The sequence below is a fragment of the Lacticaseibacillus mingshuiensis genome, from assembly GCF_016861785.1.
Classification (GTDB): domain Bacteria; phylum Bacillota; class Bacilli; order Lactobacillales; family Lactobacillaceae; genus Lacticaseibacillus; species Lacticaseibacillus mingshuiensis.
This window is the reverse complement of sequence record NZ_BOLS01000021.1, coordinates 1-24,342: the sequence shown is the minus strand read 5'-3', so window position 1 is coordinate 24,342 and position 24,342 is coordinate 1. Positions and strand designations below refer to the sequence as shown.

At 55.7% G+C, this 24,342-nt stretch carries 23 protein-coding genes, 2 pseudogenes and 1 riboswitch; of the genes and pseudogenes, 21 read left to right on the top strand and 4 right to left on the bottom strand.

Annotation, left to right across the window (positions count from 1 at the left end; all coding sequences use genetic code 11):
* Positions 1 to 6: 6 nt before the first annotated feature.
* Both cls and thiT read left to right on the top strand, forming a co-directional pair.
* Positions 7 to 1,437, top strand: coding sequence for a cardiolipin synthase (gene cls / locus JUE67_RS11220; RefSeq protein ID WP_203627881.1), 1,431 nt, complete (start codon positions 7 to 9; stop codon positions 1,435 to 1,437).
* Between the two features lie 229 nt (positions 1,438 to 1,666).
* Positions 1,667 to 1,765, top strand: a riboswitch (TPP riboswitch).
* Positions 1,766 to 1,815: 50 nt separating this feature from the next.
* Positions 1,816 to 2,424, top strand: a complete 609-nt coding sequence (thiT, locus tag JUE67_RS11215; protein WP_125696260.1) for an energy-coupled thiamine transporter ThiT — start codon at positions 1,816 to 1,818, stop codon at positions 2,422 to 2,424.
* Positions 2,425 to 2,538: 114 nt separating this feature from the next.
* Here thiT and JUE67_RS11210 read toward each other — a convergent pair whose 3' ends face one another.
* Positions 2,539 to 2,679 carry a DUF4044 domain-containing protein gene (locus tag JUE67_RS11210; protein ID WP_203627878.1) on the bottom strand — a complete coding sequence of 47 codons (141 nt, stop codon included), beginning with the start codon at positions 2,677 to 2,679 and terminating at the stop codon, positions 2,539 to 2,541.
* 117 nt (positions 2,680 to 2,796) lie between these two features.
* Here JUE67_RS11210 and JUE67_RS11205 point away from each other — a divergent pair, with 117 nt between their 5' ends.
* The 18 genes and pseudogenes from JUE67_RS11205 (at position 2,797) to JUE67_RS11125 (ending at position 20,394) form a co-directional block, all read left to right on the top strand.
* Positions 2,797 to 3,123, top strand: a complete 327-nt coding sequence (locus JUE67_RS11205; RefSeq protein ID WP_203627876.1) for a hypothetical protein — start codon at positions 2,797 to 2,799, stop codon at positions 3,121 to 3,123.
* A 188-nt stretch (positions 3,124 to 3,311) separates the two neighbouring features.
* On the top strand, positions 3,312 to 3,743 hold the full coding sequence (gene mraZ / locus JUE67_RS11200; RefSeq protein ID WP_125696257.1) for a division/cell wall cluster transcriptional repressor MraZ: 432 nt from the start codon (positions 3,312 to 3,314) through the stop codon (positions 3,741 to 3,743).
* A 2-nt stretch (positions 3,744 to 3,745) separates the two neighbouring features.
* Positions 3,746 to 4,681 carry a 16S rRNA (cytosine(1402)-N(4))-methyltransferase RsmH gene (gene rsmH, locus JUE67_RS11195; RefSeq protein ID WP_203637162.1) on the top strand — a complete coding sequence of 312 codons (936 nt, stop codon included), beginning with the start codon at positions 3,746 to 3,748 and terminating at the stop codon, positions 4,679 to 4,681.
* Positions 4,682 to 4,884: 203 nt separating this feature from the next.
* Positions 4,885 to 5,091, top strand: a complete 207-nt coding sequence (locus tag JUE67_RS12745) for a cell division protein FtsL (RefSeq protein ID WP_236002643.1) — start codon at positions 4,885 to 4,887, stop codon at positions 5,089 to 5,091.
* Positions 5,088 to 7,238 (top strand): penicillin-binding protein, encoded by a 2,151-nt coding sequence (locus JUE67_RS11185; protein ID WP_203637161.1) that lies wholly within the window; start codon positions 5,088 to 5,090, stop codon positions 7,236 to 7,238. The genes JUE67_RS12745 and JUE67_RS11185 overlap by 4 nt, the downstream gene beginning before the upstream one ends.
* An 18-nt stretch (positions 7,239 to 7,256) precedes the next feature.
* Positions 7,257 to 8,222 carry a phospho-N-acetylmuramoyl-pentapeptide-transferase gene (gene mraY, locus JUE67_RS11180; protein WP_203627870.1) on the top strand — a complete coding sequence of 322 codons (966 nt, stop codon included), beginning with the start codon at positions 7,257 to 7,259 and terminating at the stop codon, positions 8,220 to 8,222.
* Between the two features lie 23 nt (positions 8,223 to 8,245).
* The gene (gene murD / locus JUE67_RS11175; RefSeq protein WP_203637160.1) at positions 8,246 to 9,622 is read left to right on the top strand and encodes a UDP-N-acetylmuramoyl-L-alanine--D-glutamate ligase; all 1,377 of its coding nucleotides are present in this window, start codon (positions 8,246 to 8,248) and stop codon (positions 9,620 to 9,622) included.
* 2 nt (positions 9,623 to 9,624) lie between these two features.
* Positions 9,625 to 10,707, top strand: a complete 1,083-nt coding sequence (gene murG / locus JUE67_RS11170; protein ID WP_203627866.1) for an undecaprenyldiphospho-muramoylpentapeptide beta-N-acetylglucosaminyltransferase — start codon at positions 9,625 to 9,627, stop codon at positions 10,705 to 10,707.
* A gap of 43 nt (positions 10,708 to 10,750) precedes the next feature.
* Entirely contained in the window at positions 10,751 to 11,599 is an 849-nt protein-coding gene (locus JUE67_RS11165; protein WP_203627864.1) for a cell division protein FtsQ/DivIB, read from the top strand.
* 113 nt (positions 11,600 to 11,712) lie between these two features.
* Entirely contained in the window at positions 11,713 to 13,044 is a 1,332-nt protein-coding gene (ftsA, locus tag JUE67_RS11160; RefSeq protein WP_203627863.1) for a cell division protein FtsA, read from the top strand.
* 19 nt (positions 13,045 to 13,063) lie between these two features.
* Positions 13,064 to 14,021 (top strand): annotated as a pseudogene (gene ftsZ, locus JUE67_RS11155) (cell division protein FtsZ); the annotation flags it as partial.
* An 80-nt stretch (positions 14,022 to 14,101) separates the two neighbouring features.
* Positions 14,102 to 14,299: pseudogene (locus tag JUE67_RS12915) on the top strand (cell division protein FtsZ); the annotation flags it as partial.
* Between the two features lie 362 nt (positions 14,300 to 14,661).
* Positions 14,662 to 15,129: a cell division protein SepF gene (locus JUE67_RS11150; RefSeq protein WP_203627859.1), complete on the top strand. Its 468-nt coding sequence runs from the start codon at positions 14,662 to 14,664 to the stop codon at positions 15,127 to 15,129.
* Between the two features lie 46 nt (positions 15,130 to 15,175).
* Positions 15,176 to 15,463, top strand: coding sequence for a YggT family protein (locus tag JUE67_RS11145; RefSeq protein WP_164510055.1), 288 nt, complete (start codon positions 15,176 to 15,178; stop codon positions 15,461 to 15,463).
* A gap of 9 nt (positions 15,464 to 15,472) precedes the next feature.
* The gene (locus JUE67_RS11140; RefSeq protein ID WP_203627857.1) at positions 15,473 to 16,252 is read left to right on the top strand and encodes a YlmH family RNA-binding protein; all 780 of its coding nucleotides are present in this window, start codon (positions 15,473 to 15,475) and stop codon (positions 16,250 to 16,252) included.
* Positions 16,253 to 16,288: 36 nt separating this feature from the next.
* A complete protein-coding gene (locus tag JUE67_RS11135) occupies positions 16,289 to 17,077 on the top strand; it encodes a DivIVA domain-containing protein (RefSeq protein WP_203627855.1) in 789 nt (262 codons plus the stop codon).
* A 319-nt stretch (positions 17,078 to 17,396) separates the two neighbouring features.
* The gene (gene ileS / locus JUE67_RS11130; protein WP_203627853.1) at positions 17,397 to 20,180 is read left to right on the top strand and encodes an isoleucine--tRNA ligase; all 2,784 of its coding nucleotides are present in this window, start codon (positions 17,397 to 17,399) and stop codon (positions 20,178 to 20,180) included.
* Position 20,181: 1 nt separating this feature from the next.
* Positions 20,182 to 20,394, top strand: coding sequence for a cold shock domain-containing protein (locus tag JUE67_RS11125; RefSeq protein WP_203627914.1), 213 nt, complete (start codon positions 20,182 to 20,184; stop codon positions 20,392 to 20,394).
* A gap of 77 nt (positions 20,395 to 20,471) precedes the next feature.
* Here the strand turns inward: JUE67_RS11125 and JUE67_RS11120 are convergent, their stop codons facing one another.
* The 3 genes from JUE67_RS11120 to JUE67_RS11110 all read right to left on the bottom strand — a co-directional run bounded on the left by JUE67_RS11120 (position 20,472) and on the right by JUE67_RS11110 (position 22,392).
* Positions 20,472 to 20,981 (bottom strand): hypothetical protein, encoded by a 510-nt coding sequence (locus JUE67_RS11120; RefSeq protein WP_203627845.1) that lies wholly within the window; start codon positions 20,979 to 20,981, stop codon positions 20,472 to 20,474.
* Entirely contained in the window at positions 20,978 to 21,280 is a 303-nt protein-coding gene (locus tag JUE67_RS11115; RefSeq protein ID WP_203627843.1) for a hypothetical protein, read from the bottom strand. Before JUE67_RS11115 ends, JUE67_RS11120 begins: the two co-directional genes overlap by 4 nt.
* A 218-nt stretch (positions 21,281 to 21,498) precedes the next feature.
* Positions 21,499 to 22,392, bottom strand: coding sequence for a phosphate ABC transporter substrate-binding protein (locus JUE67_RS11110; protein ID WP_203627836.1), 894 nt, complete (start codon positions 22,390 to 22,392; stop codon positions 21,499 to 21,501).
* Positions 22,393 to 22,582: 190 nt separating this feature from the next.
* Between JUE67_RS11110 and JUE67_RS11105 the strand changes: the two genes are divergently transcribed.
* Positions 22,583 to 24,013, top strand: a complete 1,431-nt coding sequence (locus tag JUE67_RS11105) for an MFS transporter (protein ID WP_203627834.1) — start codon at positions 22,583 to 22,585, stop codon at positions 24,011 to 24,013.
* The last annotated feature ends 329 nt before the right edge of the window (positions 24,014 to 24,342 follow it).

The window sequence follows — 24,342 nt, the reverse complement described above, 5'->3', positions numbered from 1 at the left end:
GTCAAGATGGTCGTTGGCACGGTGATCACCATTATCATTGTTTTGAACGCGGCGATCGCCATCGTCACGGTCTTTCGCCAGCCGCGTGATATTGCGGCGATCTGGGCCTGGCTGTTGGTGTTGCTACTGTTGCCGGTGCTGGGCTTCGTGCTGTATTACCTGTTTGGCCGCAAGCTCTCGACCAATAAGTTGAACGCGCTGGCTACCCAGCAGCGACTCGGCATTGATCAAATGGTCGCCGCCCAGCAGGATGCGATCGACGAGACCGACGCACCACTGGGCCAAGACTTGGGCAGCGGTGCGGAATTGGTCCGTACGTTATTGAAAACAGATGGCGCGCTCATCACAACGATGAATGAGGTCCAGCTCGTCACCGAGCGTGAGGATTTTGACCGGCTCTTGTTTGCGGATATTGCCAGCGCCACCGATCACATTCATCTTGAAGCGTATACCATTCAGCCCGATCAAGTTGGCCTCGCGCTGCGCGATCTGCTTGTAACCAAGGCGAAGGCGGGGGTGCGCGTACGGCTGGTCTATGATACATTTGGCTCGCACCGCTTGCGGCCGAAGTTCTGGCAGCCGCTTCGTGATGCCGGTGGGTTGGTCGAACCCTTCATTGCGACGAAGTTCGGTCGCGTCAACCCGCGTATCAATTTTCGCAACCACCGCAAGCTGACGATCATCGATGGCCGCGTCGGGTACATGGGCGGCTTTGATATCGGGGCCTCCAAGCGCCACCTCGCGATCAAGCGCGACAGTCAGCTCCGCATCACGGGGCAGGCCGTCGCGACGCTGCAGGCCCGGTTCTTCATGGATTGGAACACCACAGCCAAGGTCAAAAAGGTCCATTTTCAAAAAAGCTATTTTCCGGATGCGCCCGACACTGGACGGACCACGATGCAGATCGTTTCTGGCGGCCCGGATCAAAATGTCGAGGCAATCAAATTGGGCTACCTGCGTTTGATCGCGCTGGCCAAAAAACGGATCTGGATCGAGACGCCGTATTTTGTGCCGGATGATAGTTTGCTGGATGCTTTGGCGATCGCGGCCGGCAGCGGGGTGGATGTGCGGGTGATGGTGCCCGCGTCCAGCAACATTCCGCTGATGACCAAAGCGACGAAGTTTTACCTAGCGCGTATGGCTAAAAATGGGGCGAAGACGTTCCTCTATCAGGAGGGCTTTTTGCACAGCAAGACGATCGTGGTCGATGACCGATTCTTGTCCACCGGCACCGCGAACCTCGACAGTCGCAGCTTCAAGTTGAACTTTGAGATCGCTGCTTTTATTTATGACCCAGCGCTGGTCAAGGAAGCGGCCGCGCTGTTTGAAGAAGATATGAACCACGCGATTCGCTACACCCGTCAAATGGCTGAAAGCAAGTCCCGCCTCGCCACACTGGACGAAGAATTATCCAGGCTGCTGGCACCGATCATGTAGTACGCTATATAGCTATATAATAGAAGAAAAAATTCGCCGGCGCGGGTCCTGGGAGGCTGTTCTCCAGGACTGGCGCCGGTTTTGGCGTTTTTAGCGTGGTAAATCGTGCGCTCTCGTGCAGGACCCAAAACGCCCCGCTCCGCACCTTTTCCCTCGAGTGGTCGCGCTTGCATTTTGGCTTGTTCGTGCTAAACTATATCGTGTCCAACAAGAAAATTAAATATGATACCCGTCACAAAGGGGGAGCCATTGGCTGAGAGTGAGGGAGACCTCAGACCCTTCGAACCTGTTCGTTAATACGAGCGTAGGAATTTGTGATCGTCGAGTGATCGACCTTCTTTGTGCCCCGGGTTCATTGACACAAAGGAGGTTTTTTGCATGGACAAACGTAAGGAAGATCTCGTGATTTTAGTTGAAGTTGCGGTGATCGCGGCGCTGGCGATGGCGCTGGAGTATATTCCGCATCAGCTGGGTGTCTCATCGATTCAGATCAGCTACGGTGTTGTGCCGTTGGTGGTCTTGGCTTTGCGGCGCGGCGTCTGGCCAGGGCTTTCGGCTGGGCTGGTGTGGGGGCTTTTGGATCTCTTTTTGAAAGGCCTCGCGGATGGTGAGGTGCTTAATCTGACGCAGGGGTTGCTGGAATATCCAGTTGCCTTCACCGTGGTCGGCTTTGCTGGGTTGATGATGCCTGCGTTTCAAAAAGCGCTTCGCGATGGCCGGCAGACAGTCGCGACCGTTTACGCACTGGCGGCCATTGCCATTGGGGCAGGGCTGAAGTACTTTGCCCACTTTGTTGCTGGAGTGATCTTCTGGGGCTCTTACGCACCAAAAGGTATTGGGGCCTGGATGTGGTCGCTGATCGTCAATGGTGGGTCGTTTGTGGTCAGCACGGCGCTGGCGATCGTGGTGATCGGTGCGCTGATCGTTATGGCCAAGCAGCTTTTCTTGCCTAAGACAACCCAATCGCTGGGCAGTGTTCATAATTAAGGTGACCAGGATCTCGGCTTCGCCGCGCAGCGGCGGAGCCGGTTTTTTTACACAAAAAATACCCCCACCAGCGCAGAAAAAAGCGCGTACCCTCAACGGATACGCGCCCTGTACTTAGCTCTTATATTGCATAATGAGAATCACGCCGTAGATCACCGCGCTGAGCACGGTCACGATCAGCATGGCCCAAGCGGCGATATGTGTGACATACCAGAACTTGGAGCGTGGCTCTTTTTTCTTGGTTTTCTCTGCCACTCCAGTCACCACCTTTAATTTGTTTACTGACACATGATACCTTTTTCACGCGCCGCCTTCAAGGTGAGAGTGGTTTTATTCCATTTGGTGCGGTATCTTGTTCTTGGAGGTCTCAATATGCTGGTTGTTGCTTACGCGGTCCCACTTGTGATGTTGGTGGTACTGGGCGGCCTGGTGTTACGGTCGCATTATTCACGTAATTTCTTCTATTTTCTTGCCATTTTACTGGACCTGATCGCGATCGGCGTGATCACCGCAAGCAAGGCGCCGAACTATCTCTTCGTGGTTCTGTTTTGCGCGGTCCTGGTGGCGATCCTGGTGGTGTGCCTCCTGCTGGTGCGCGACGGGGATCTACTTTTCACCACCTATTGGGCGTGGTTGGCCCGACTGCTCGCCGCAGCCGCCACGATCTGGTGGGTCTGTGCAATTCTCCTCACAATCTAGGGCTAGCTCCCCACCTTGGCACCACCTGACAAAGACCCCTGAATCCCGCGTGGATTCAGGGGTCTTTTTGTTGCTTACGTGATCTTGGCGTCGAGTTCAGAAAAGTCAACCCATTTTATTGAGATGTGGTGGTGGAGAGTGGGGGATTGTGGTAGACTGAACTTATCATCGAAAAGGGGGTGAAGTCCATGCTCATGGGTGAGTTCCATCACAGTCTCGACGCGAAAGGCCGCCTGATCATTCCGGCGAAATTTCGCGATGAACTCAATCCAACGTTCGTGTTGACCCGGGGCATGGACGGCTGCTTGTTCGGCTACCCCCTCAGCGAGTGGGAAAAGCTGCAAGAAAAGCTGGCCGCGTTGCCTTTGACGAAAAAAGACGCGCGGACGTTCACCCGTTTTCTTTATTCCGCCGCCACTGAATGCGAATTGGATCGCCAAGGCCGTGTCAATATTCCCAAAAGCTTGATCGGCCATGCCGGCATCGAAAAGGAATGTGTGCTGGTTGGGGTCTCCAATCGAATCGAAGTGTGGAGCGCCGAGCGTTGGCAGGATTTTGCCGACAAAGCGGAAGAGAACTTTGATGATATCTCCGAAAATCTAATGGACTTTGGGTTATAAAAATGGCTGAATTCACACACGAAACGGTGATGCTAAAGGAAGCCACCGAAATGCTCAATGTCTCAGCAACTGGGACATACATAGATGCAACACTTGGACGCGGGGGGCACACCCGCCGCATCCTCAGTCAGTTGACTACCGGCCAGCTGTACGCGTTTGACCAAGACCAGGCCGCCATCGATGCGGTCATGGCCGACATGGATCCATTTCCTGCCAACTTGCACTTGCTTCACCGTAATTTTCGGGAACTGCAAAGTGGCCTGGCAGAAGAAGGGGTCACCAAAGTGGATGGGGTGCTTTATGACCTCGGTGTTTCCTCGCCACAATTTGACGACAGCACCCGCGGCTTTTCATATCGGCTCGACGCACCACTAGACATGCGGATGGATCAGCGCCAAGCCTTGACCGCCCGTGTGGTGATCAACGACTGGCCGTTCAACGACCTGGTGCGAATTTTCAATCGCTACGGCGAGGAAAAGTTTGCCAAGTCGATCGCCCGCCAGATCGAACGCGCCCGCGCGGAAAAGCCGATCGAGACCACCTTCGAATTGGTGGAACTGATCAAGGCCGGCATTCCGGCCAAGGCGCGCCGCACAGGAGGCCATCCCGCCAAACGCGTTTTCCAGGCGGTCCGCATCGCCGTGAACGACGAGCTCGGAGCGCTGGAGGATTCACTGACTCAGGCCCTTGACCTGCTTGATCAAGGCGGCCGCATCAGTGTGATCACCTTCCAGTCGCTGGAAGATCGGCTGGTCAAGACAATGTTTAAAGAAAAAACGACCGTGCAGGATATTCCCCACGGCCTGCCTGTCATCCCAGATGACGCCAAACCGGCATTTCGCCTGCTGACGCGCAAGCCCATTGAGCCAAGCGAAGCAGAGCTTGCCCGCAACCATCGCGCGCACAGCGCAAAACTGCGAGTGATCGAAAAATTGTAAGAAAAGGGTTGAACGTGATGCTCGATAACACAGCAAGACAATTAGAAGCGGCAGAGCCGCTGCGCACAGCACCAGTTGTAGCGCCAACGCCCACTGTGGCGCCGGCTCCGGCGGCTGCCCCTGCGCCAAAACATATCGCGTTCGCCCCGCTTGAACGGCTTTTGACTGTGTTATGCGGCATGGCTGTTGTCGCGTTTTGCCTGATGTATCTCGGAACGCAGAATTCGTTAGCGGCGACCAATCGCACCTATCAGGATCTGCAGTCTCAGATCACCAGTCAAAACCAGCAGATCGATGATTACAAACAGACGGTCGGGGAGCTTTCCAACTCGGATCGGCTCGCCAACTTCGCCAAAGCGCACGGCTTGACCGTGATCAATGGCAACATCAAGCGAGTGACTGACAAATGACAAAAAACAAGACGAAGCGACTGACACGCACCCGCCATCCTGAGCGCAACCGCAGAAGATTTGGCATTCTGCTGCTGGGCATCACGCTTTTGGCGCTTGGGGTGTTTGTCATTCGTTTTTTTTATATCTCAACAGGCGGCAAGGTGGATTCCGCGAACTTAGCGAAGGAACGCGCCAAGCAATACACGACCTCGCAAACGCTCAAGGCGAAGCGCGGAACCATTTACGCGAGCGATGGCACCATCATTGCCGAGGATGCCAGTACCTATAAGATCTATGCGGCCCTCAATCACACTTATGTCGATGGCGACAAGAAAAATTATGTCGTCGACAAGGACAAGACCGCGACGGTACTGGCCAAATATTTGGCGATGAGTAAGGCTGCGATTTTGAAAGTGCTCGATCAACCGGGCCTCGATCAAGTCGAATTTGGGACCGCTGGGGCGAATCTGTCCTTGGCGCTTAAACAGCAGATCGAGAAGGAAAAATTACCCGGCATCGGCTTTTATGATTCGCCGTCCCGTCTTTATCCGAATGGTGTTTTCGCCAGTCACGTGGTGGGCCTTGCCCAAGCCACGAGCAGTGATACGAATAAACAGCTCACCGGGGTGATGGGCCTGGAGAAGTCCTTCAACAACATCCTGAAGGGCACCAATGGTTGGCGGCGGACGCAAACGGACACCTATGGTTATGAATTGCCGCAAGCCAAGGTCAAAGCCAAGGCGGCCGTCGATGGGGGGAGTGTCACCACGACCCTCGATGCCGGCATGCAAAGCTATCTTGAGACCTTGATGACCAGTGTTCAAAACAAATACCAACCTAAAACCATGACGGCCGTGCTCATGAATGCGAAGACTGGGGCTATTTTGGCTGCCTCGCAGCGGCCGACGTTTGATCCAAGTACCGGTTCTGGGCTGTCGAGCATGTGGCGCGATATTCTCGTTGAAGATGGCTACGAACCCGGCTCGGTCATGAAGATCTTCACCATGGCCGCCGCGATCGAAAGTGGCACCTATCATCCAAACGAGCTCTATAAGTCCGGCTCCGTGACGGTGCAGGGCAGCAAGATCTCCGATTGGCAACTTGGCGGCTGGGGCAACATTCCGCTCAGCCAGGCCTTTCCGCGGTCCAGTAACGTCGGAATGGTCAAAATCGAACAGGAAATGGGCGCCACCACTTGGAACACCTACTTGCAAAAATTTGGCTTCGCCCAAAAAACAGGCATTCCATTACCGGGTGAAACGGCGGGCAATTACGCCGTGAAGACGCCACTGGAACAGGCGATCACCTCGTTTGGCCAAGGCATCGACGTCAACGCGCTTCAGATGATGCAAGGTGTCACTGCGATCGCCAACAAAGGCACCATGATTCAGCCGCGTATTGTGTCTAAGACCGTCAGTCCGCCGGGGAAGACCACGACGTATGACCGCACCGTGTTGGGGCAGCCAATCAGCAGCGAGACCGCCAGTGAGGTGATCGATCTGATGCGGCAAGTTGTCACCGCGGATTATGGGACCGGTGGCGCCTACAAGATGCCTGGCGTCGACCTTGCCATCAAGACAGGGACCGCGCAGATCGCGTCGCCTAAGGGTGGGTATCTGACTGGGACCAACAATTATATTTTTAGCGTGATGGGCCTGGCGCCTGCCAGCAATCCGAAGTATGAACTCTACATCACCATGAAGCAGCCGCAGAAAATGACGGCGGCCGCCGAAACCATTTTGGCCAGCATTTTCAAACCGATGATGACCCGGGCCTTGGCGCTGGATGATAACAGCACCACGACCACCAGCGGGAAAACCGTTTCCGTCAAGGCGGTCACAAACGACAGCCTGACTGCGGCGCAAAAGGTGCTGGGGGACCAGCAGCTAAAGGTCGCGCTGGTCGGTACCGGCAACCGGGTCGTACAACAATTGCCCGCGGCTGGCTCGCAGGCGTTGGCCGGGGCGCGCGTGATCTTGCTCACGAACGGCGCCATGACCATGCCGGATGTTTCTGGTTGGTCCAAGAGTGATGTGTTAAAATTGGCTCAATTGACTGGCAAAAAATTCAACTTGAGCGGCGACGGGTACGCGACGCACCAAAGCCTGGCCAAGGGTAGTTTACTGACCGACGATGCCGTGACCGTGACGTTCAAGAACCAATAGTCTGGGGAGAAAAAAGAGATGCAGCTTGCACAAATGTTGATTCCGATGGTGGCGGCGTTCGCCCTGACCGTGATCGTTTTGCCACTGTTCATCGGCTACATGCGGATGAAAAAAGAAGGCCAGACCATTCGCGAAGAGGGCCCGAGCTGGCATGAAAAAAAGACAGGCACGCCGACGATGGGTGGCCTGGTCTTTATCGGCGCGATCATCATCGCCGCGATCGGCTGTGGCATCTGGCAACACGCCTTGACCCTGTCCATGTGGGTCAGCCTGTTCATTCTGGTGCTGTATGGGGCGCTGGGGTTCGCGGATGATTTTATCAGCGTGTCCCTGAAGCGTAATCTTGGGCTGCGCGCCTGGCAAAAATTGCTGGGCCAAGTGATCGGGGCTGTGATCTTCGTCATTGCCTATCTCCACGACGGCTTTGCCCACAGCTTGTACATTCCGTTTCTGGGCAACCTCAATGTGACCTGGCTGTTTGTCGTGTTTGCGATCGTGTGGCTGGTCGGGTTTTCCAATGCGGTCAATCTGACCGATGGACTTGACGGCTTGGTGGCCGGGCTGGCAATGATCAGCTTCGGCGCCTATGCCGTGATCGCCGCGCATGATCAGCGCACCGATGTGTTGGTCCTGTGTCTGACCGTGGTCGGCGCGATGATCGGCTTCATGCTGTACAATCACAAGCCCGCCCAGATCTTCATGGGCGATGTCGGCTCGCTGGCATTAGGCGGGATGCTCGCGGCGATCGCGATCTTGCTGGACCGCTCTTGGTCGCTGCTTTTGATCGGCTTTGTCTACGCCGCCGAAACGGCCAGCGTCATGCTCCAAGTGGCAAGCTTCAAAGTGTTCCATCGGCGCATTTTCAAGATGGCGCCGATTCATCACCATTTTGAAATGCTCGGCTGGTCCGAGTGGCAAGTCGACCTCGTTTTTTGGCTAGTTGGCTTGCTCGCGGCCGGTCTGTATCTCCTATTGTTTTTGTAAAATAAAAAGAAGGAAGCATCGCCATGTTAGACATCACGTCGTATCAGAATAAAAAAGTCCTTGTGCTCGGTCTGGCCAAAAGCGGGGTCAACGCCGCCCGTTTGCTCTACAAACTGGGCGCCTTGGTCACCGTGAATGACAAGAAGGCGTTCGATGACAACAAGGACGCTCAGGAACTGCTGGCAGACGGCATCAAAGTGATCACCGGCAGCCATCCAGTGGCCCTGCTTGACGAGAACTTCGAGCTGATGGTCAAAAATCCTGGCATTCCTTATTCCAATCCGATGGTGAAACGCGCACAGGAGCTCAACATTCCGATCATCACGGAACCGGAGCTTGCGTATCAAGTCTCAAACAGTGAATGGATCGGCATTACTGGCTCAAATGGGAAAACCACGACTACCACGCTGATCGGGCTGATGCTCAACGAAGATAAAAATCGTCGCGGCACCGCCTATGATGCAGGGAACATCGGGATTCCAGCAACCGCGGTGGCGCAAAAAGCCGGCGCGGACGATACGATCGTGGCGGAGCTGTCCAGTTTTCAATTGTGCGGGATCCAGACCTTGCATCCGCATATCGCGGTGTTGACCAATATCTATGAGGCGCATCTGGACTGGCATGGCAATCGTGAAAATTACGTCAACGCGAAGATGCGGCTGACGATGAATCAAACAGCGGACGACTATTTTGTCATGAATTGGGACCTGCCCGAAATGCACGAGTTGGCCAAACGCAGCAAGGCGACCATCGTCCCATTTTCCCGCCAAGGCGCGGCTGGCGCGCAGGCAGTCTTGACTGAGGATGGCTATTTGAGCTACGCCGGCGACAAGATCATGAAGGCGGACGCCATGCAGATTCCGGGCGTGCACAACATCGAAAATGCGCTGGCTGCGATCGCAGTGGCGAAGCTCGAAGGCGTCAGCGATGAGGCGATCGTCGCGGTCCTTCAGCGTTTCACCGGCGTCAAGCACCGCATTCAATATGTCCAGACGGTCAATGGCCGGAAGTTCTATAACGACAGCAAGGCCACGAATGTCGAAGCGGCCAGTGTCGCCATTCAGGCCTTTCATGACCCGATCGTGCTGCTGTGCGGCGGCCTTGATCGCCATTTGCCGATGACCGACCTGGTGCCGTTGGTGAAAAAACATGTTCGCGCGCTGGTCACATTCGGTGAGACCGCGGCGCAGATGAATGAGGTCGCCAAGGAAGCAGGCGTGCCATTCACGCAGACCACTGACCTGAAAACAGCGGTTCCGTTGGCCTATCAAGCCAGTCAACCCGGAGACATCGTGTTGCTTTCCCCGGCCAATGCGAGTTGGGATCAGTTCCCGACTTTTGAGGTGCGCGGCGACGTCTTCATCGATGCGGTCCAGCAATTGGCAGAAAGCGAGGCGTGACCATGCGACTTGTTGTTTCCGGCGGCGGCACAGGCGGCCATATTTACCCGGCGCTTGCGCTGATCGATCAGCTGAAAAAAGAAGGCAAGCTCGACGCGGTCCTGTATGTTGGCACCCATCGCGGCCTTGAAAGCCGCATCGTGCCAGACGCGGGCATTCCGTTTCAGGCCATTGAGCTGCAAGGCTTTAAGCGCAGCTTGTCGTTATCCAACTTCAAAACGATTCAGATGTTTTTGAGCAGCGTCGGCAAGGCCAAAAAGGTGCTGGCGGATTTCAAGCCGGATGTTGTGGTTGGCACCGGCGGCTATGTCGCAGGCGGCGTGCTGTTTGCGGCAACGCAGATGCATATTCCCACGGTCATCCATGAATCCAATTCGGTGGCCGGCCTCACCAATAAATTCTTGAGTCACTTTGTGGACAAGGTCGGCATCGCATTTCCTGAAGTGGCTGCCGCCTTTCCTGCCAAAAAAGTGGTGATGGTGGGCAATCCGCGTGCCCAGCAGGTGGCGGGTCTGCAGCCAAATGATCGGCTGGCCGAATTTGAGCTGGATCCGAAGCGCCGGACCCTGCTGATCTTTGGCGGCTCCCGGGGGGCACCAGCAATCAACCGGGCGGTTTTGGCGAGTGTTGAGGCGTTTGGCGATAGCGATTTTCAGACGCTGTTTGTCACCGGCCGCGCACATTACGATGCCGTGATGGCAGAAGTCGGCACCCTGCCGGCCAATTTTAAGATCGCGCCCTACATCGATGACATGCCGGCGATCTTGCCGGATGTCGCCTTGGTCGTGTCGCGCAGCGGTGCCACTAGTTTGGCGGAGCTGACCGCGCTGGGCATCCCGTCGGTACTGATTCCCAGCCCCAATGTCACGCATGACCACCAAACGGTCAACGCCCAAAGCATGGCGGATGCCGGCGCGGCGGTGCTCTTAACGGAACCGGATTTGCCGGCGAAGTTCACCCAGACGATCACAGCGTTGCTTGCTGATGACGGCCGACTCAACGCGATGGCCAAGGCAGCCGCCAAACTCGGTGTGCCAGATGCCACAGACCGGCTGATCGCCGTTCTCGAAGATGTGATCAAATAGCCACAGTCTAACTAGGCACCCGCTGGCGAAGGAGGCGAATCCGATGGGGTTGTTCAAGCAAAAAAAAGAAGAGACACCGCAGGATCCGCTGACGCCTTGGGAGGCCTATCAGGCGCGGCAAGCCAAAGCCAAGGCCAAGCCCAAGCAGGCCCAGCGTCTTGACCTGCCACAAGTCACTCAGATCCGAAAGCATCACCGGGCACGAAACTTGATCTTGTTGTTGACCCCGCTGGTGCTTTTGCTGGCCATGTTTGGGTATCTGATGTCGCCACTGGCAAAAGTCGGTCAGCTTTCCGTTCAGGGAGAGACCACCGTGCCGGCCCAAACGATCATCGACGACTCACATCTAAGCGCCGATGACCTGATCGTGGTGCTCCTGGCAGGGCACACCGATGCAGCGAGTCGGCTCAAACAGACGTTGCCGCAGATCAAAACCGTCCGGCTGTCGGTGGCCAATTTTAACCAAGTCACGATTCACGTGAAAGAGTATCAGCCAGTTGGCTATCTTTTGACCAAAGGCAAGTACCATGTCTTGCTGGAAAGTGGCAAAGTCGTAGCGGCTGGGACGGACACGCCGACCAATAATTACCCAGTGTTCACAGACTTCAAGGCCAGCGAGTTGAAATCGATCGCGGCCAAGATCGCTGCGTTTCCGGCGGCGGTGCGCCATGCCGTGTCCGAAGTGAAGGCCACGCGCGGGGCGGCAAACCCGTACCAGATCACACTGACCATGACGGATGGCAACACGGTGGTCGCCGATTCGCGCACGGTTGCGAAGCGAATCAAGTACTATCCAAGCATCATTGCCCAGGTCAAAACCACCGGCACGGTCGACCTAGAAGTAGGCGCTTTCTTCACCCCATATAAAAACGCGAAACAAAAAAGTAAATAAAGTGGGAAAGCCGCCGCGACGGGTACGCACTGTGAAACAACTGTGGTAAAATCAAACTAGCCTTTCATATTAAAAATGAAGTAATACATCTGAGACAAGGAGGTTCCGTTTCCATGGGGAATCAGGACATATACGTTGGACTTGATATCGGGACCACCTCAATAAAAGTCATTGTTGCCGAGTACGTTCAAGGTCAAATGAATATTATTGGTGTGGGGAGTCAGCGCTCAGAAGGTTTGTCGCGCGGCGTGATCGTCGATATCGACAAAGCGACCGTTGCGATCAAAGCGGCGATCGCCCAGGCGGAAGAAAAAGCCAGCGTCAAGATCGAGCGTGTGATCGCCGGCATTCCTGCCAACATGCTGAAGATCGAACCGGTTTCCGGGATGATCGCAGTGGGCGATGCCAGCAAAGAGATCACGGATCAAGATGTGAAAAGTGTCGCCGCTGCGGCCTTGGTGCGGAACCTGCCACCTGAGCGCGAGAGCTTATCGCTGAGCCCGACCGAATTTATCGTCGACGGCTTTGATGATATCAAGGATCCCCGCGGCATGATCGGGGTGCGCCTCGAGATGCGCGGCATTCTTTTCACCGTGCCAAAAACTGTGCTACATAATACTAAAAAAGCGATCGAAAAAGCCGGCCTCACGGTGACGTGCGTCGTCGCCAGTCCGTTAGCCACTGCCCAGGTCGCCTTGAGCGACGGGGAGCAGGACTTCGGCACTGTGTTGATCGATGTCGGCGGCGGCCAGACCACGGCGGCTGTCATTCACGATCACAAGCTGAAGTTCACCGACGTCGATCAAGAAGGCGGCGAGTTTGTCACCAAGGATATTTCAGTGGTGCTCAACACCGGCTTTAAGGACGCGGAAAAACTTAAACGTGACTACGGCAACGCAGACAGCTTGGCCACCACGGAGGATGAGACTTTTCCAGTGGCCGTTGTCGGTAAGACCGAACCGGTGATGATCTCTGAAAAATATTTGAGCGAGATCATCGAAGCGCGGTTAGCCCAGATCTTTAAGCGCCTGCATCAAGCCCTGCAACAGGCAAATGCGCTGGATCTGCCAGGTGGCATCGTGATCACCGGCGGCACGACCGCCATTCCGGGTATCGTTGAGCTGGCTCAGGACATTTTCGGCCGGGCCGTGAAGCGCTACATTCCAAAAGAAATGGGGCTGCGCCATCCGGCCTTTACCCAGGCGCTTGGCTTGATCAATTATGCGGCGCAGTTAACGGACATTGATATCCTCGTGTCCAGCGTACTGCCAACGCCGAGTCTCAGCCGTCCGGAAACGAAACAGCCGACCGTTGAAACACCGCGCCGTGCCGCCGCCAAGCCGGCCTCAAAACAGCCGGCACCGGAAACGGCAGAACCAAAGGCCGAGCCAAAAGAGAAGAAGCAATCCTGGCTGAAGGGCTTCTTCGGTAATTTCTTCGAATAAAAGTCTAGGAGGAACGACAATGGAATTCTCACTTGATTCACAAAACGACACCGGTGCGGTGATCAAAGTCATCGGGGTCGGCGGTGCTGGCGGTAACGCTGTGAACCGCATGATCTCAGAAGACGTCAAAGGCGTCGAATTCATCGCGGCTAACACCGACGTTCAGGCACTGTCCAGCTCCAAGGCGGAAACGAAGATTCAGCTCGGCCCGAAACTGACACGTGGGCTGGGTGCCGGCTCGACCCCAGAGATCGGGCAAAAGGCTGCCGAGGAAAGCGAAGAAGCGATTCAGGATGCCCTGCAAGGCGCTGACATGATCTTTGTCACGTGCGGCATGGGCGGCGGCACCGGCACCGGCGCTGCGCCAGTCGTCGCAAAGATCGCCAAAGACATGGGCGCCTTGACCGTTGGCGTTGTGACCCGGCCGTTCACATTTGAAGGCCCGAAGCGTGCAAAAAATGCGCTTGAAGGGATCTCCCAGCTCAAGGAGCATGTGGACACCTTGGTCATCATCGCGAACAATCGCCTGCTTGAGATCGTCGACAAGAAGACCCCAATGCTCGAAGCCTTCCATGCGGCCGACAACGTGCTGCGTCAAGGTGTGCAGGGGATCTCTGATCTGATCACCAGCCCTGGCTATGTCAATTTGGACTTCGCGGATGTGAAGACCGTCATGGCTAACCAGGGGTCCGCGTTGATGGGCATCGGTTCTGCCACCGGCGAAAACCGGACGGAAGAGGCGACCAAGAAGGCGATCTCCAGCCCACTGCTGGAAGTTTCCATCGATGGCGCCAAGAACGTCCTGCTCAACATTACTGGCGGTCCAGACCTGTCCTTGTATGAAGCACAGGCGGCCAGCGATATCGTGGCGCAAGCGGCAACCAATGACGTCAATATCATCTTCGGGACTTCGATCAACGAAGAGCTCGGTGATGAAGTTGTCGTCACCGTCATCGCGACCGGCATCGATGCCGACGCGTTGGCCGATGCCGACCGCAACCCACGCAAGCGTGCGGCGGCCCCGACTGACAACCATCAGGAAAGCAGCAAGCCAGCTGCCAGCAACGATGATCCGTTTGGCAACTGGGACATGCGCCGCGAGCCAAAACAAGGCGACGCCCCACAGCGCCAAGCGACCCAAAACTTTGATAATGTGAAGAAGCAAGACTTCGATATCTTCGAAAGCCAACCAGAAAGTGGCGACGATGACAAAGGCGACGACCAGCCGCCATTCTTCAAACACCGCCGGCAGTGATCTACCCGCGCGTCTTCCCTAGCGGCCGCCGCCGGGGGAGACGCGATTTTTTAAAGGCTGCGGAGCCGTGCGAGAGGTTCGGACAGCTAGCCTAGGCATGGCGCTTGGCCCCAGTTTTGGGGGCCGAGCGACGTGGCGTAGCTAGATGTGCCGAACCTGCACGGCGGAGCGCAACTAAGAAGGCTGCGGAGCGGGGCGTTCAGACTGGGATCGGTAGCCTAGGACAAGTGCTTGAGGCGCCCTTAGCCTCGAGTGCTTGACCGTAGCTATCGACGCCCAGTCTGCCCCGCGGAGCGCAACTAAAGAAGGCTGCGGAGCCGTGCGAGATGAGCGGGTATCAGACCCATCAAGGAGGTGCCCATATGGCATTAGGTAAGATCAGCAACGCATTTTCCAAATTCTTCGCAATGGATCCCGACGAGGACGAAGCCGAGGAAGAACAACCGGTTGCCCAGCAGCCTGTTGCAACTGAACAGACCGCGCCACAACCTGCGGCGAAGAACTATCGTGGAAACAAGGTGGTCGCGATGAAGGAACCAACTGAGAAAACAGCCAAGATCGTCGTTTATGAACCGCGCATCTATTCCGATGCAAAAGAGATCGGCAACCACCTGCTCAATAACAAGGCGGTCGTCGTTAATTTTGATCGCATCAAGACGGAAGAGGCGACCCGCATTGTCGATTTTTTGACGGGGACTGTTTTTGCCATCAATGGTGAGATCAAACGCGTCGGCGAAATGATCTTCCTGGTGACGCCGGCAAACTTCCAGATCGATGGGAGCTTGGCGGCAACGCTGGGCGTTGATGCCGACACCGATATGGATCTATGATCCGCGTTTTGCGCTGAAAAGCGCGCGTTGAAGAAAGGAGCCTGCTATGTTTCAGGTTGCGCACTGGCTATACTTGGGCCTCACCGGCGTTTTATATATTTATATGCTGATGATCGCAGTGGAAGCATTGCTGTCATGGTTCCCCGGCGCACAGGACAGTTTCGTTGGGCGATGGGTCGGCAAACTCGTGGATCCGTATGTGGATCTGTTTCGCCGATTTATTCCACCGATCTTTGGTCTAGATCTGGCTCCTGTCGTCGGCTTTTTCCTGCTGGTGTTGGTTCGTGAACTGATCGATGTGCTTTACATGAACCTCGCGATACACCTGGTCTGAGGCGACACGATGGATAACATTTATCAGCATTTTCGCAAAGAAGAAGCGCCGCTTATCGATCATCTGGCGGAACAGATCGCGATCGCCGCAACGGAATATCGGCCTGTGTTGACCGATTTTCTGGATCCACGCCAGCGGTATATCGCGCGGACGCTGATCGACGGGCAAAGCGATGTTGAGGGCCATGAATTTGGTGGCTATCCCGATGCCGAGCGCGCGCGTCTGCTTTTGGCCCCGAGTTACTTCGAGCCCCTGCCAGCCGATTTTAACATCGCGCTTTTGACCATCAAATACCCGGAAAAATTTGCGGAGATGCATCATTCACAGGTGCTCGGCACGCTGGTCAATGCCGGTGTGGCGCGCGAAGTCTTCGGCGATATCATCACGGATGGTCAGACTTGGCAGGTGTTTGCGACACAGACCATGCAGGACTGGTTGGTGGACAATGTGACGAAGATCGGGCGAATCGGCGTCCGATTGGTGCCAACTGACCTTGACGCGCGCATCATTCCGCGTAATGATTGGGAGGAAGCGCCGCAGCTGTTGGCCTCATTGCGGCTCGACAACGTGGTCGCGCATGTGTTCAATATCTCGCGCAACCGCGCAAAAACGCTGATCGAAGGGGACAAGGTGCGGCTCAATTTTGCCGAAACGGATCGCCCAGATCTCGTGATCGGGTCCCATGACCTCGTGTCGGTGCGTGGGTTTGGCCGCCTGCGGATTCGTGAGCTGACCGGCACGACGCAAAAAGGCAAGCTGCGTGTGATGCTTGACGTGATTCATAAATAACTGGGGTGCACCTGAGCGGGTGCGAGGAGGAAAATAATGGCACTGACACCATTAGACATTCACAACAAAGAATTCAATGTCCGCTTTCACGGCTATGATCAAGACCAGGTCAATGATTTTCTGAGCCAGATCATCAAAGATTATACGGCGGTGATCAAGGACAAGGAAGATTTGCAAAAACAGCTGGCCGATTCCCAGGAAAAGGTCAAGTACTTCACCGACCTGAAAGACGCGTTGAACCAAAGTATCCTGGTTGCCCAGGAAGCGGCGGACAAGGTCAAGAAAAATGCGGATGAAGAGGCCAACCTGATTCAGCAAAAAGCCGAGAAGAATGCGGGCGACTTACTGACTGAGGCGACGGACAAGTCCAACAAGATCTTGGGCGACGCCGCCGATAAGCGCAAGGTCATTTCCGTGCAGACGGAAGATCTCAAGCGGCAGACACGTGTGTTCCGTCAGCGGCTTCAGGTGATGCTCGAATCCCAGCTTGAAGTGGTCAAGAGCCCAGAATGGAAAGAGCTCCTGTCGTCTTCAAGTGAAGCCATCGACGATCTGGATCCGGCCCAACCTGCCGCAGCGGTTGACAATGCCCCTGCAGAATCGGTAAACTCAGAAGCGGCTGGTGAAGTCTTCGATAGCTACAACGAAGTGATCTTCCCAGAAGATGAACCGGCCCCGGCAACGGATGACACCCCAGTCGACGATCAGCCGATCGAGGAGCCGACGCCAAGCGAAGACGCGCCTGTCAGTGATGACACTGCGGCCGACGTGTCTGCCGAAGCCAGCGATTCAGAGACCGATTCAACTAACGAAACCAACGAATGACGGACACGCGCTTGCTGTTTCACCTGCGAGAAAGCGAGCTGGGAGCTGATGAAAGCCCAGCCGCAGCGGCAGTAAGTATCAGTCCCGACACTGTTTTGCACCGGTCGACCCCGTTATCCGTCCATGAGGCAGGCAATTTGTCTGCAAAATTAGGTGGTACCACGACCAGCTCGTCCTATGTCAGGGGCGGGCTTTTTTTATTGGTGGCGGACCACCTGACAGCATTTTCGCCCCGCTGCGGCTGACAGCGCCATGCGCCGCGCTTCATCGAACGTCATTCGTTTTTGCCCCAAGTCATCAAAATTCCTAGGAGGAGCTTATGAAAGTCAAAGACACATTGAACCTTGGCCAGACCGATTTTAAAATGCGGGCCGGCCTGCCGACCAAGGAGCCGGTCATGCAACAAGGTTGGGAGGAAAACGGCCTGTACCAGCAGCGGCAAAAACTCAACGAAGGCAAGCCGACGTTTATTCTGCATGATGGGCCGCCATTTGCGAACGGCAACATCCATATGGGCCACGCGCTGAACAAGATCTCCAAGGATATCATCGTGCGTTACAAGAGCATGAACGGATTCCGCGCGCCATATGTACCTGGCTGGGATACCCACGGCCTGCCGATCGAACAGCAACTGGCCAAGCAGGGCGTTCACCGCAAAGAAATGGCGCTGGACGAGTACCGCGAACTTTGCCGTCAGTTTGCCATGAAGGAGATCAACAAGCAGCGCACCGATTTCAAGCGGCTCGGCGTGCTCGGCGACTGGGACCATCCGTACATCACTTTGCAACCGGAATTTGAGGCGCAGGAGATTCGCACGTTTGGCAAAATGGCGGAACAGGGCTATATCTATCATGGCCTGAAACCCGTTTACTGGTCCTGGAGCTCCGAGTCCACGCTGGCCGAAGCTGAGATCGAGTACCATGATGTGAAGTCCCCGTCGATCTATGTGGCCTTTAAGGTCAAGGACGGCAAGGGCATCGTTGACACCGATACCAGCTTCATCATCTGGACCACCACCCCGTGGACCATTCCCGCCAACCAGGGAATCGCAGTCAACCCGCGTTTTGAATACGCCCAGGTCCTCGCAGACGGCAAGAAATACGTCGTCGCAAGCGAGCGGCTCGAAGTTGTGAAAAACGAACTCGGCTGGCAAGACGTCGAAGTGATCAAGACATTTTCGGGTAAGGACATGGATCGCATGGTCGGCGAGCATCCGCTTTACGGCCGCGACAGCCTCGTGATCTTGGGTGATCATGTCACGCTGGATTCAGGGACTGGGCTGGTCCACACCGCGCCGGGGCACGGTGAAGATGACTACAAGGCAGGCTTGGCTTACAAGCTGCCAGTTGTTTCCGTCGTGGACGAAAAAGGCTTCATGACTGAGGATGCGCCTGGCTTCACCGGTGTGTTCTACGACAAAGCCAATCCGATGGTCACCAAAGCCTTGGACGAAAAGGGCGCATTGCTTAAGCTATCCTTCTTCACCCATAGCTACCCGCATGACTGGCGGACAAAAAAGCCAGTGATCTTCCGCGCCACGACGCAGTGGTTTGCTTCAGTCGATGCGTTCCGCAAACAGATTCTCGACGCGATCGACACCGTGTCCTTCACGCCGGAATGGGGCAAAACACGTCTGTACAACATGATTCGCGACCGCGGCGACTGGGTCATTTCGCGCCAGCGTGCCTGGGGCGTGCCGCTGCCGATCTTCTATGCCGAAGACGGCACCCCGATCTTGGAAAAAGCCACCATCGATCATGTTGCGGACCTATTTGCCGAATACGGCTCGATTGTGTGGTCCCAGCGCGAGGCCAAGGATCTCCTGCCAGACGGCTACACCAACGCGCATTCTCCGCACGGTCAGTTCACCAAGGAAACAGATATCATGGATGTCTGGTTCGACTCAGGCTCCAGCTGGGCCGGTGTGCTCGAAGCGCGGCCGGAATTGAGCTATCCCGCGGACCTTTACCTGGAAGGCTCCGATCAGTACCGCGGCTGGTTCAACTCCAGTCTCATCACCAGCGTGGCCAACCACGGCGTTGCCCCGTATAAGCAGATTCTGTCCCAAGGCTTCACGCTGGATGGCGACGGCCGTAAGATGAGCAAGTCGCTGGGCAACACCATCGTGCCGGATACTGTTGAAAAACAATTCGGCGCTGAGATCATCCGGCTGTGGGTCTCGACCGTGGACTCAAGCTCCGATGTGCGCGTGTCTCTGGATAGTTTTTCCCAGACCAGTGAGGCTTATCGGAAAATTCGTAACACGCTGCGGTTCATGATCGCCAACACCGATGACTTTGATCCGGCGACCAACAGTGTGGCCTATGACCAGCTCGGCCGCGTTGATCAATACCTGACCGTGCGCTTGAACCAAGTGATCAAGCAAGCCAAGGCCGCGTATGACAAGTACGACTTCGCGACCGTCGAAAAAACGATCTCCAGCTTCCTGGTCAACGACCTCTCTGCCTTTTATCTGGATTTTGCCAAGGATGTTGTCTACATTGAGGGCAAAAACGATCTGAAGCGTCGCCGGATGCAGACCGTGATGTACCAGGCGCTGCTCAGTCTTGTGCAGCTCCTGACGCCGATCTTACCGCACACCGCCGAGGAGATCTGGCCTTACCTGAAGCGCTCTGAAGCCTACGCAACGCTGTCAGAAATGCCAACTGCGCAAGACTTCCCTGGCCAAGACGAGCTGCTCGCCCAGTGGGACGGTTTCATGAAGTTCCGTGCCAACGTCCAAAAGACGCTGGAAATGGCCCGCGATGCCAAGGTGATCGGCAAATCACTTGAGGCTGCTGTCACGGTCTACCCAACGGCCGGCCTCAAGCAACTGCTCGAAGGCCTTGATGCAAACATCATGCAGCTCTTGATCACCAGCGGGTTTGAGATCGCGGGTGATAAGGCCGATGCGCCAGCTGACGCCACCGTCTTTGATGATGTCGCGATCCTGGTGGCGCATGCGACAGGCGAGGTCTGCCCGCGTTGCCGGATGACGCGCGAAGATGTTGGCACGGACAGCCGCTTCCCGCAGTTGTGCGCGCGCTGTGCCGCGATCGTTGCCGCAAACTACCCTGACGCGCTTAGTGAGGGGCTTGAATAAGATGCGGGGCCACGTGAAGAATTTCAACACGGATCATGGCTATGGCTTCATCGAAGCGGAAGGCCAGCCCGACATTTTTGTCCATTTCTCCGCAATCAATGAACGCGGTTTTAAGGCCCTGACACCGGGGCAACTCGTCGATTTTGTGATCGTTGAAGGCCCGCGGGGACCGCAAGCCGCGAACGTCACCGTCGTCCGAGACGAAAACGACTAACGCGCTGTCGCACTATATTGGATTCAAAAAGGGTCGCACCGGCAATTTCAGTTGCCGGTGCGACCCTTTTGCGTTGCTTAATAGGTCAGAATTGAAAAATCGTTGATCACTGCCCCGGGGCGAATCGGAAAAATGCGAATGCTGCTGAGGATGTTTGGCATATACGTCAGATAGACCTTCGTTTGGAAGGCGCCGTCATCTAGAACATGCACATAACTGTTCAAGCCGGATGCCCGGTTTTCCGGGTCCGCCGGCTGAAGCACCTGCACGCGGTCTCGTTGAAAAGCCGCATCCGGCAGGTGGTCGAGGAGGGTAGTGAGCGCCTCTTGAAGGGCCACATGCACCGCCGCCAGTTGATTCGCCGAAATCACTGGGGCCTCGGCCTTGACGTACAACGTCGCATTTTCGGCCATCGCGTTGGCGCCCAGAATCAGTGCCGCCATTTCGTCTTCGGTCAGCTGGACCTGCGTGTAAGGAATGTCCGTCAAGGCGAGCGGGTCGCCAAATCCGGGATCCATGATGCGGAAACGCTCAACGCGAATATTTAGGTTGAGGTTCGCGATCAGCGTGTAATCGTAGGAAGTCATTTCCAAGCTTTTCCGTCGTAGGTCCAAGCGTTAGAAGCTGGCCCTAGGGCATCGGTCAAAATCGAGATCGCCTCTGTCTCACTGGCCTCGTCGCCGTCCGACAGGGTGAGATGCGTTCCGTCTGTGCCATGCCGAGCTTCAAGCGTCACACCATTCAGTGTCCCAATGAGGTACTTGTATTGATTGGTTGCGGGATCATCTGGGTCGCGCAGCTCGAACTCATCGATGCGGCCCTGCCAATCAAAAATCACATCATAGATGTCTGCGATATCCCATTGCGTCACGAGTGTCTGTGTCAATGCGCACCTCTCCCTTATCCGTTTATTACTCTCAGTATAGCAGATGTAAGGATGGCGGGCGGCCGTAGAAAAACGCGAGGTGACACTATTTTTGAGGGCAGGTGTCACCGGTTTGCGAGGGTCGAAGTGAGGCCGCCAAAAGCGCGACAATTGTGGCAGTGCCCATCCTTTGAGCGTAAAAAAAGCGATGCCGCAATTGGCACCGCTGATAGGGGGCATTATTTAACGTCTTCGATCTTGCCGTCGTACGTCCGGGCGACTTTCATCGCGGTCATGGCCACATAGCCCATTTTCTTAACGAGGCTGTTTTGGACCGCGGCGGACTGGATGTAGTTGATGAATTTGGCAACGCCGGCAGTCGGAGCGCCTTTGGTGTACATGTGCTCGTATGCCCAGACTTGCCACTTGTTCGTCGTCACATTGTCGTCGGTCGGCTCAACGCCATCGATGCTGAGCTTGTCGACGCCGGACTGAATGGCGGAAAAGGCGAGGTAGCTGATGGCGCCAGGGGTGCTGGCGACCATTTTCATGACGGTGCCACTAGAATCCTGTTCCTGGGCGGTCATCACCTTATCCGTTTTAAGGGCCAATTTTTCAAAGGTCGCGCGGGTGCCAGAGCCTTGCGCGCGGTTGATCACGACGATCGGTTGGTCCTTGCCGCCAAGTGCCTTCCAGTTCGTAACTTTGCCGGTGAAAATAGCCACCAACTGCTTGCTCGTTACGTTTTTCACGCCGACGCCAGGGTGCACGACCGGGGCGATGCCGACCACGCCGACCTGATGATCGACCAGCTTGTTCGCGTCGATGCCGTCTTTTTCCTGGGCAAAAATGTCGGAGTTGCCGATCGTGACCGCACCGCTGGCCACTTGGCTCAGGCCAGCACCGGATCCGCCGCCTTGAACGGTGATGTCGGCGCCAGGGGTCTTCGCCTGATAATCTTGCGCTGCCTGTTCGACCAGCGGCTGAAGCGCGGTGGAGCCGACTGCAACGATCTTGGTCTGCTCGGTCTGCACACTGCCGGATGGTTCCTTTGCGCCTTTTGTGCTTTGCGAGCCGCAGCCGGCCAAGGTGAGCAGGATGGTGAAGCCGAGGATCAATGTACTTTTCTTCATGTCATTCGCCTCCGTGTTTGAATACCCTAAGCATAGGCGAGTCATGTAAAATTCCATGACTTGTCGCGTATCAAAAACGTTGTGGCGGTAAAAAGATGACCTCGATGTTGTATCGTTGCCGTAAAAGCGAATTTTGTTTTTCAGAAAATGTAGGCGTATAATACCACAAGAACCGAAGGAGGGTGCCCACATGCAAAATTATGTCGATGATCCAGTGGTGCAAAAACATCGCTGGTGGATCATTACCGCGGTCGGAATGTTCACCATCATGTCCACGCTTGATGCCTCGATCGTGAATATCGCACTGCCGGTGATGAGCCGCGACTTGCACATTCCCATGAACCAAGCGGAGTGGGTGGTCTCGATCTACCTGATCGTGATCTGCGCCTTACTGTTGCTGATGGGAAAACTGGGCGACACCATCGGCAAAATTCGGGTCTTCCGCATCGGCACGGTGCTCTTCACGATCGGCTCGTTGTTCGCCGGCTTCAACCACAGCTTTATGTTGCTACTGGCGGCGCGGTTCGTTCAGGCGCTTGGGGCCTCGATGACGATGGCGACTAATAACGGTATCATCACCGAAGTCTTTCCATTTAAGGAACGCGGCAAGGCCCTCGGGCTGATCGGCTCCTTCGTGGCGGTCGGCTCGATCGCCGGTCCTGGACTTGGGGGCCTGATTCTCGGCGCGTTGCCTTGGGGTTATATCTTCTGGATCAACGTACCGATCGGGGTGGCGACCATCATCATCGGCCAGGTCGTTTTGCCAAAGGACATCCGCCAGACCCATGCCCGTATCGACTGGCTCGGCTTTGGCAGTTTTTTTGTCACCATCGTCGCGCTGTTTGTCGGCATCTTCATCGGCCAGGTGACCGGCTTCACGGCGCCGCTGGTGCTTGTCTTGTTTGCGGTTGCGGTTGTGGCGTTGGGCTTGTTTCTGATCACAGAGCGGCGCGTTGCCGAGCCCTTGGTCTCACTTAGCCTGTTTAAAAATTTTGAGTTCTCGATCAGTTTGTTGGCGGGCTTTATGATCTTCATCACCAACTTTTTCTTCAATGTGATCGCGCCGTTTTATCTAGAAAATGCGCGGGGATTGGGCGCGACCAAGGCAGGGTATCTCCTGATGGTTTTCCCGATCGTCCAAGTGGTGGTGGCGCCACTTGCCGGCAGTTTGTCTGATAAGATCGGCCCTTACAAGATCACCTTGGTCGGTCTGATCTTGATTCTGTTTAGCCAGCTCGGTTATGCAGTTCTCGGGCTAAGCACCCCGTGGGCAATGGTGGCGCTGCTGATCGGGCTGGTCGGCCTTGGCAACGGGGTGTTCCAGTCGCCGAACAACACGATCGTCATGTCCTCTGTGGCGCCGTCCGAATTGGGCATCGCCGGCGGATTGAACGCGCTGGCACGGAACCTCGGCATGGTCGTGGGCATCTCAACGGCGACCACCGTACTCTTCAGCGCGATGAGCGCACAGGCTGGGAAAAAGGTGACGACCTATGTGGCCGGCCGTCCCGACCTGTTTATTGGCGGGATGCATGTGGTCTTCCTGGTCGCGGCCGACTTCTGTGCAGTTTCGATCTTATTGACAGCCACCCGGATGATCGCGATGCGCAAGGCACACTGATCAGGCGACGCACCATACAAAAATACTGGGACGGTCCATCGCAGGGCCGTCCCAGTTTGTCAATGTGCCCAAAATTCGTTTCAATTTTTTGTGCATGTTTAGATTTTTCGTCGATTCTCACTTTTTTGAAAAAAGGTCAGAATCGAAAAAAAAGATTCTGGCCCTTATGTACAACAAACACACCGGTCGAGGTGTCGTTTTAAGCATTGCCAGTGTGTTTGCGTGATTTTAGATTAGGATACTGCGGGCGCCTTGCTTGTGGGGCTTGGCGCGATCAGATTTCAACGGCGACAGCGTGATCAAGGCTCGATGCTTACTGCCGGACAACG

What these genes read in the sequence shown, in the direction of transcription:
- cls (WP_203627881.1), top strand. Translation starts at nt 7, where the DNA reads ATGGTCGTTGGCACGGTGATCACCATTATCATTGTTTTGAACGCGGCG.
- thiT (WP_125696260.1), top strand. Translation starts at nt 1,816, where the DNA reads ATGGACAAACGTAAGGAAGATCTCGTGATTTTAGTTGAAGTTGCGGTG.
- JUE67_RS11205 (WP_203627876.1), top strand. Translation starts at nt 2,797, where the DNA reads ATGCTGGTTGTTGCTTACGCGGTCCCACTTGTGATGTTGGTGGTACTG.
- mraZ (WP_125696257.1), top strand. Translation starts at nt 3,312, where the DNA reads ATGCTCATGGGTGAGTTCCATCACAGTCTCGACGCGAAAGGCCGCCTG.
- rsmH (WP_203637162.1), top strand. Translation starts at nt 3,746, where the DNA reads ATGGCTGAATTCACACACGAAACGGTGATGCTAAAGGAAGCCACCGAA.
- JUE67_RS12745 (WP_236002643.1), top strand. Translation starts at nt 4,885, where the DNA reads ATGTATCTCGGAACGCAGAATTCGTTAGCGGCGACCAATCGCACCTAT.
- JUE67_RS11185 (WP_203637161.1), top strand. Translation starts at nt 5,088, where the DNA reads ATGACAAAAAACAAGACGAAGCGACTGACACGCACCCGCCATCCTGAG.
- mraY (WP_203627870.1), top strand. Translation starts at nt 7,257, where the DNA reads ATGCAGCTTGCACAAATGTTGATTCCGATGGTGGCGGCGTTCGCCCTG.
- murD (WP_203637160.1), top strand. Translation starts at nt 8,246, where the DNA reads ATGTTAGACATCACGTCGTATCAGAATAAAAAAGTCCTTGTGCTCGGT.
- murG (WP_203627866.1), top strand. Translation starts at nt 9,625, where the DNA reads ATGCGACTTGTTGTTTCCGGCGGCGGCACAGGCGGCCATATTTACCCG.
- JUE67_RS11165 (WP_203627864.1), top strand. Translation starts at nt 10,751, where the DNA reads ATGGGGTTGTTCAAGCAAAAAAAAGAAGAGACACCGCAGGATCCGCTG.
- ftsA (WP_203627863.1), top strand. Translation starts at nt 11,713, where the DNA reads ATGGGGAATCAGGACATATACGTTGGACTTGATATCGGGACCACCTCA.
- JUE67_RS11150 (WP_203627859.1), top strand. Translation starts at nt 14,662, where the DNA reads ATGGCATTAGGTAAGATCAGCAACGCATTTTCCAAATTCTTCGCAATG.
- JUE67_RS11145 (WP_164510055.1), top strand. Translation starts at nt 15,176, where the DNA reads ATGTTTCAGGTTGCGCACTGGCTATACTTGGGCCTCACCGGCGTTTTA.
- JUE67_RS11140 (WP_203627857.1), top strand. Translation starts at nt 15,473, where the DNA reads ATGGATAACATTTATCAGCATTTTCGCAAAGAAGAAGCGCCGCTTATC.
- JUE67_RS11135 (WP_203627855.1), top strand. Translation starts at nt 16,289, where the DNA reads ATGGCACTGACACCATTAGACATTCACAACAAAGAATTCAATGTCCGC.
- ileS (WP_203627853.1), top strand. Translation starts at nt 17,397, where the DNA reads ATGAAAGTCAAAGACACATTGAACCTTGGCCAGACCGATTTTAAAATG.
- JUE67_RS11125 (WP_203627914.1), top strand. Translation starts at nt 20,182, where the DNA reads ATGCGGGGCCACGTGAAGAATTTCAACACGGATCATGGCTATGGCTTC.
- JUE67_RS11120 (WP_203627845.1), bottom strand. Translation starts at nt 20,981, where the DNA reads ATGACTTCCTACGATTACACGCTGATCGCGAACCTCAACCTAAATATT.
- JUE67_RS11110 (WP_203627836.1), bottom strand. Translation starts at nt 22,392, where the DNA reads ATGAAGAAAAGTACATTGATCCTCGGCTTCACCATCCTGCTCACCTTG.
- JUE67_RS11105 (WP_203627834.1), top strand. Translation starts at nt 22,583, where the DNA reads ATGCAAAATTATGTCGATGATCCAGTGGTGCAAAAACATCGCTGGTGG.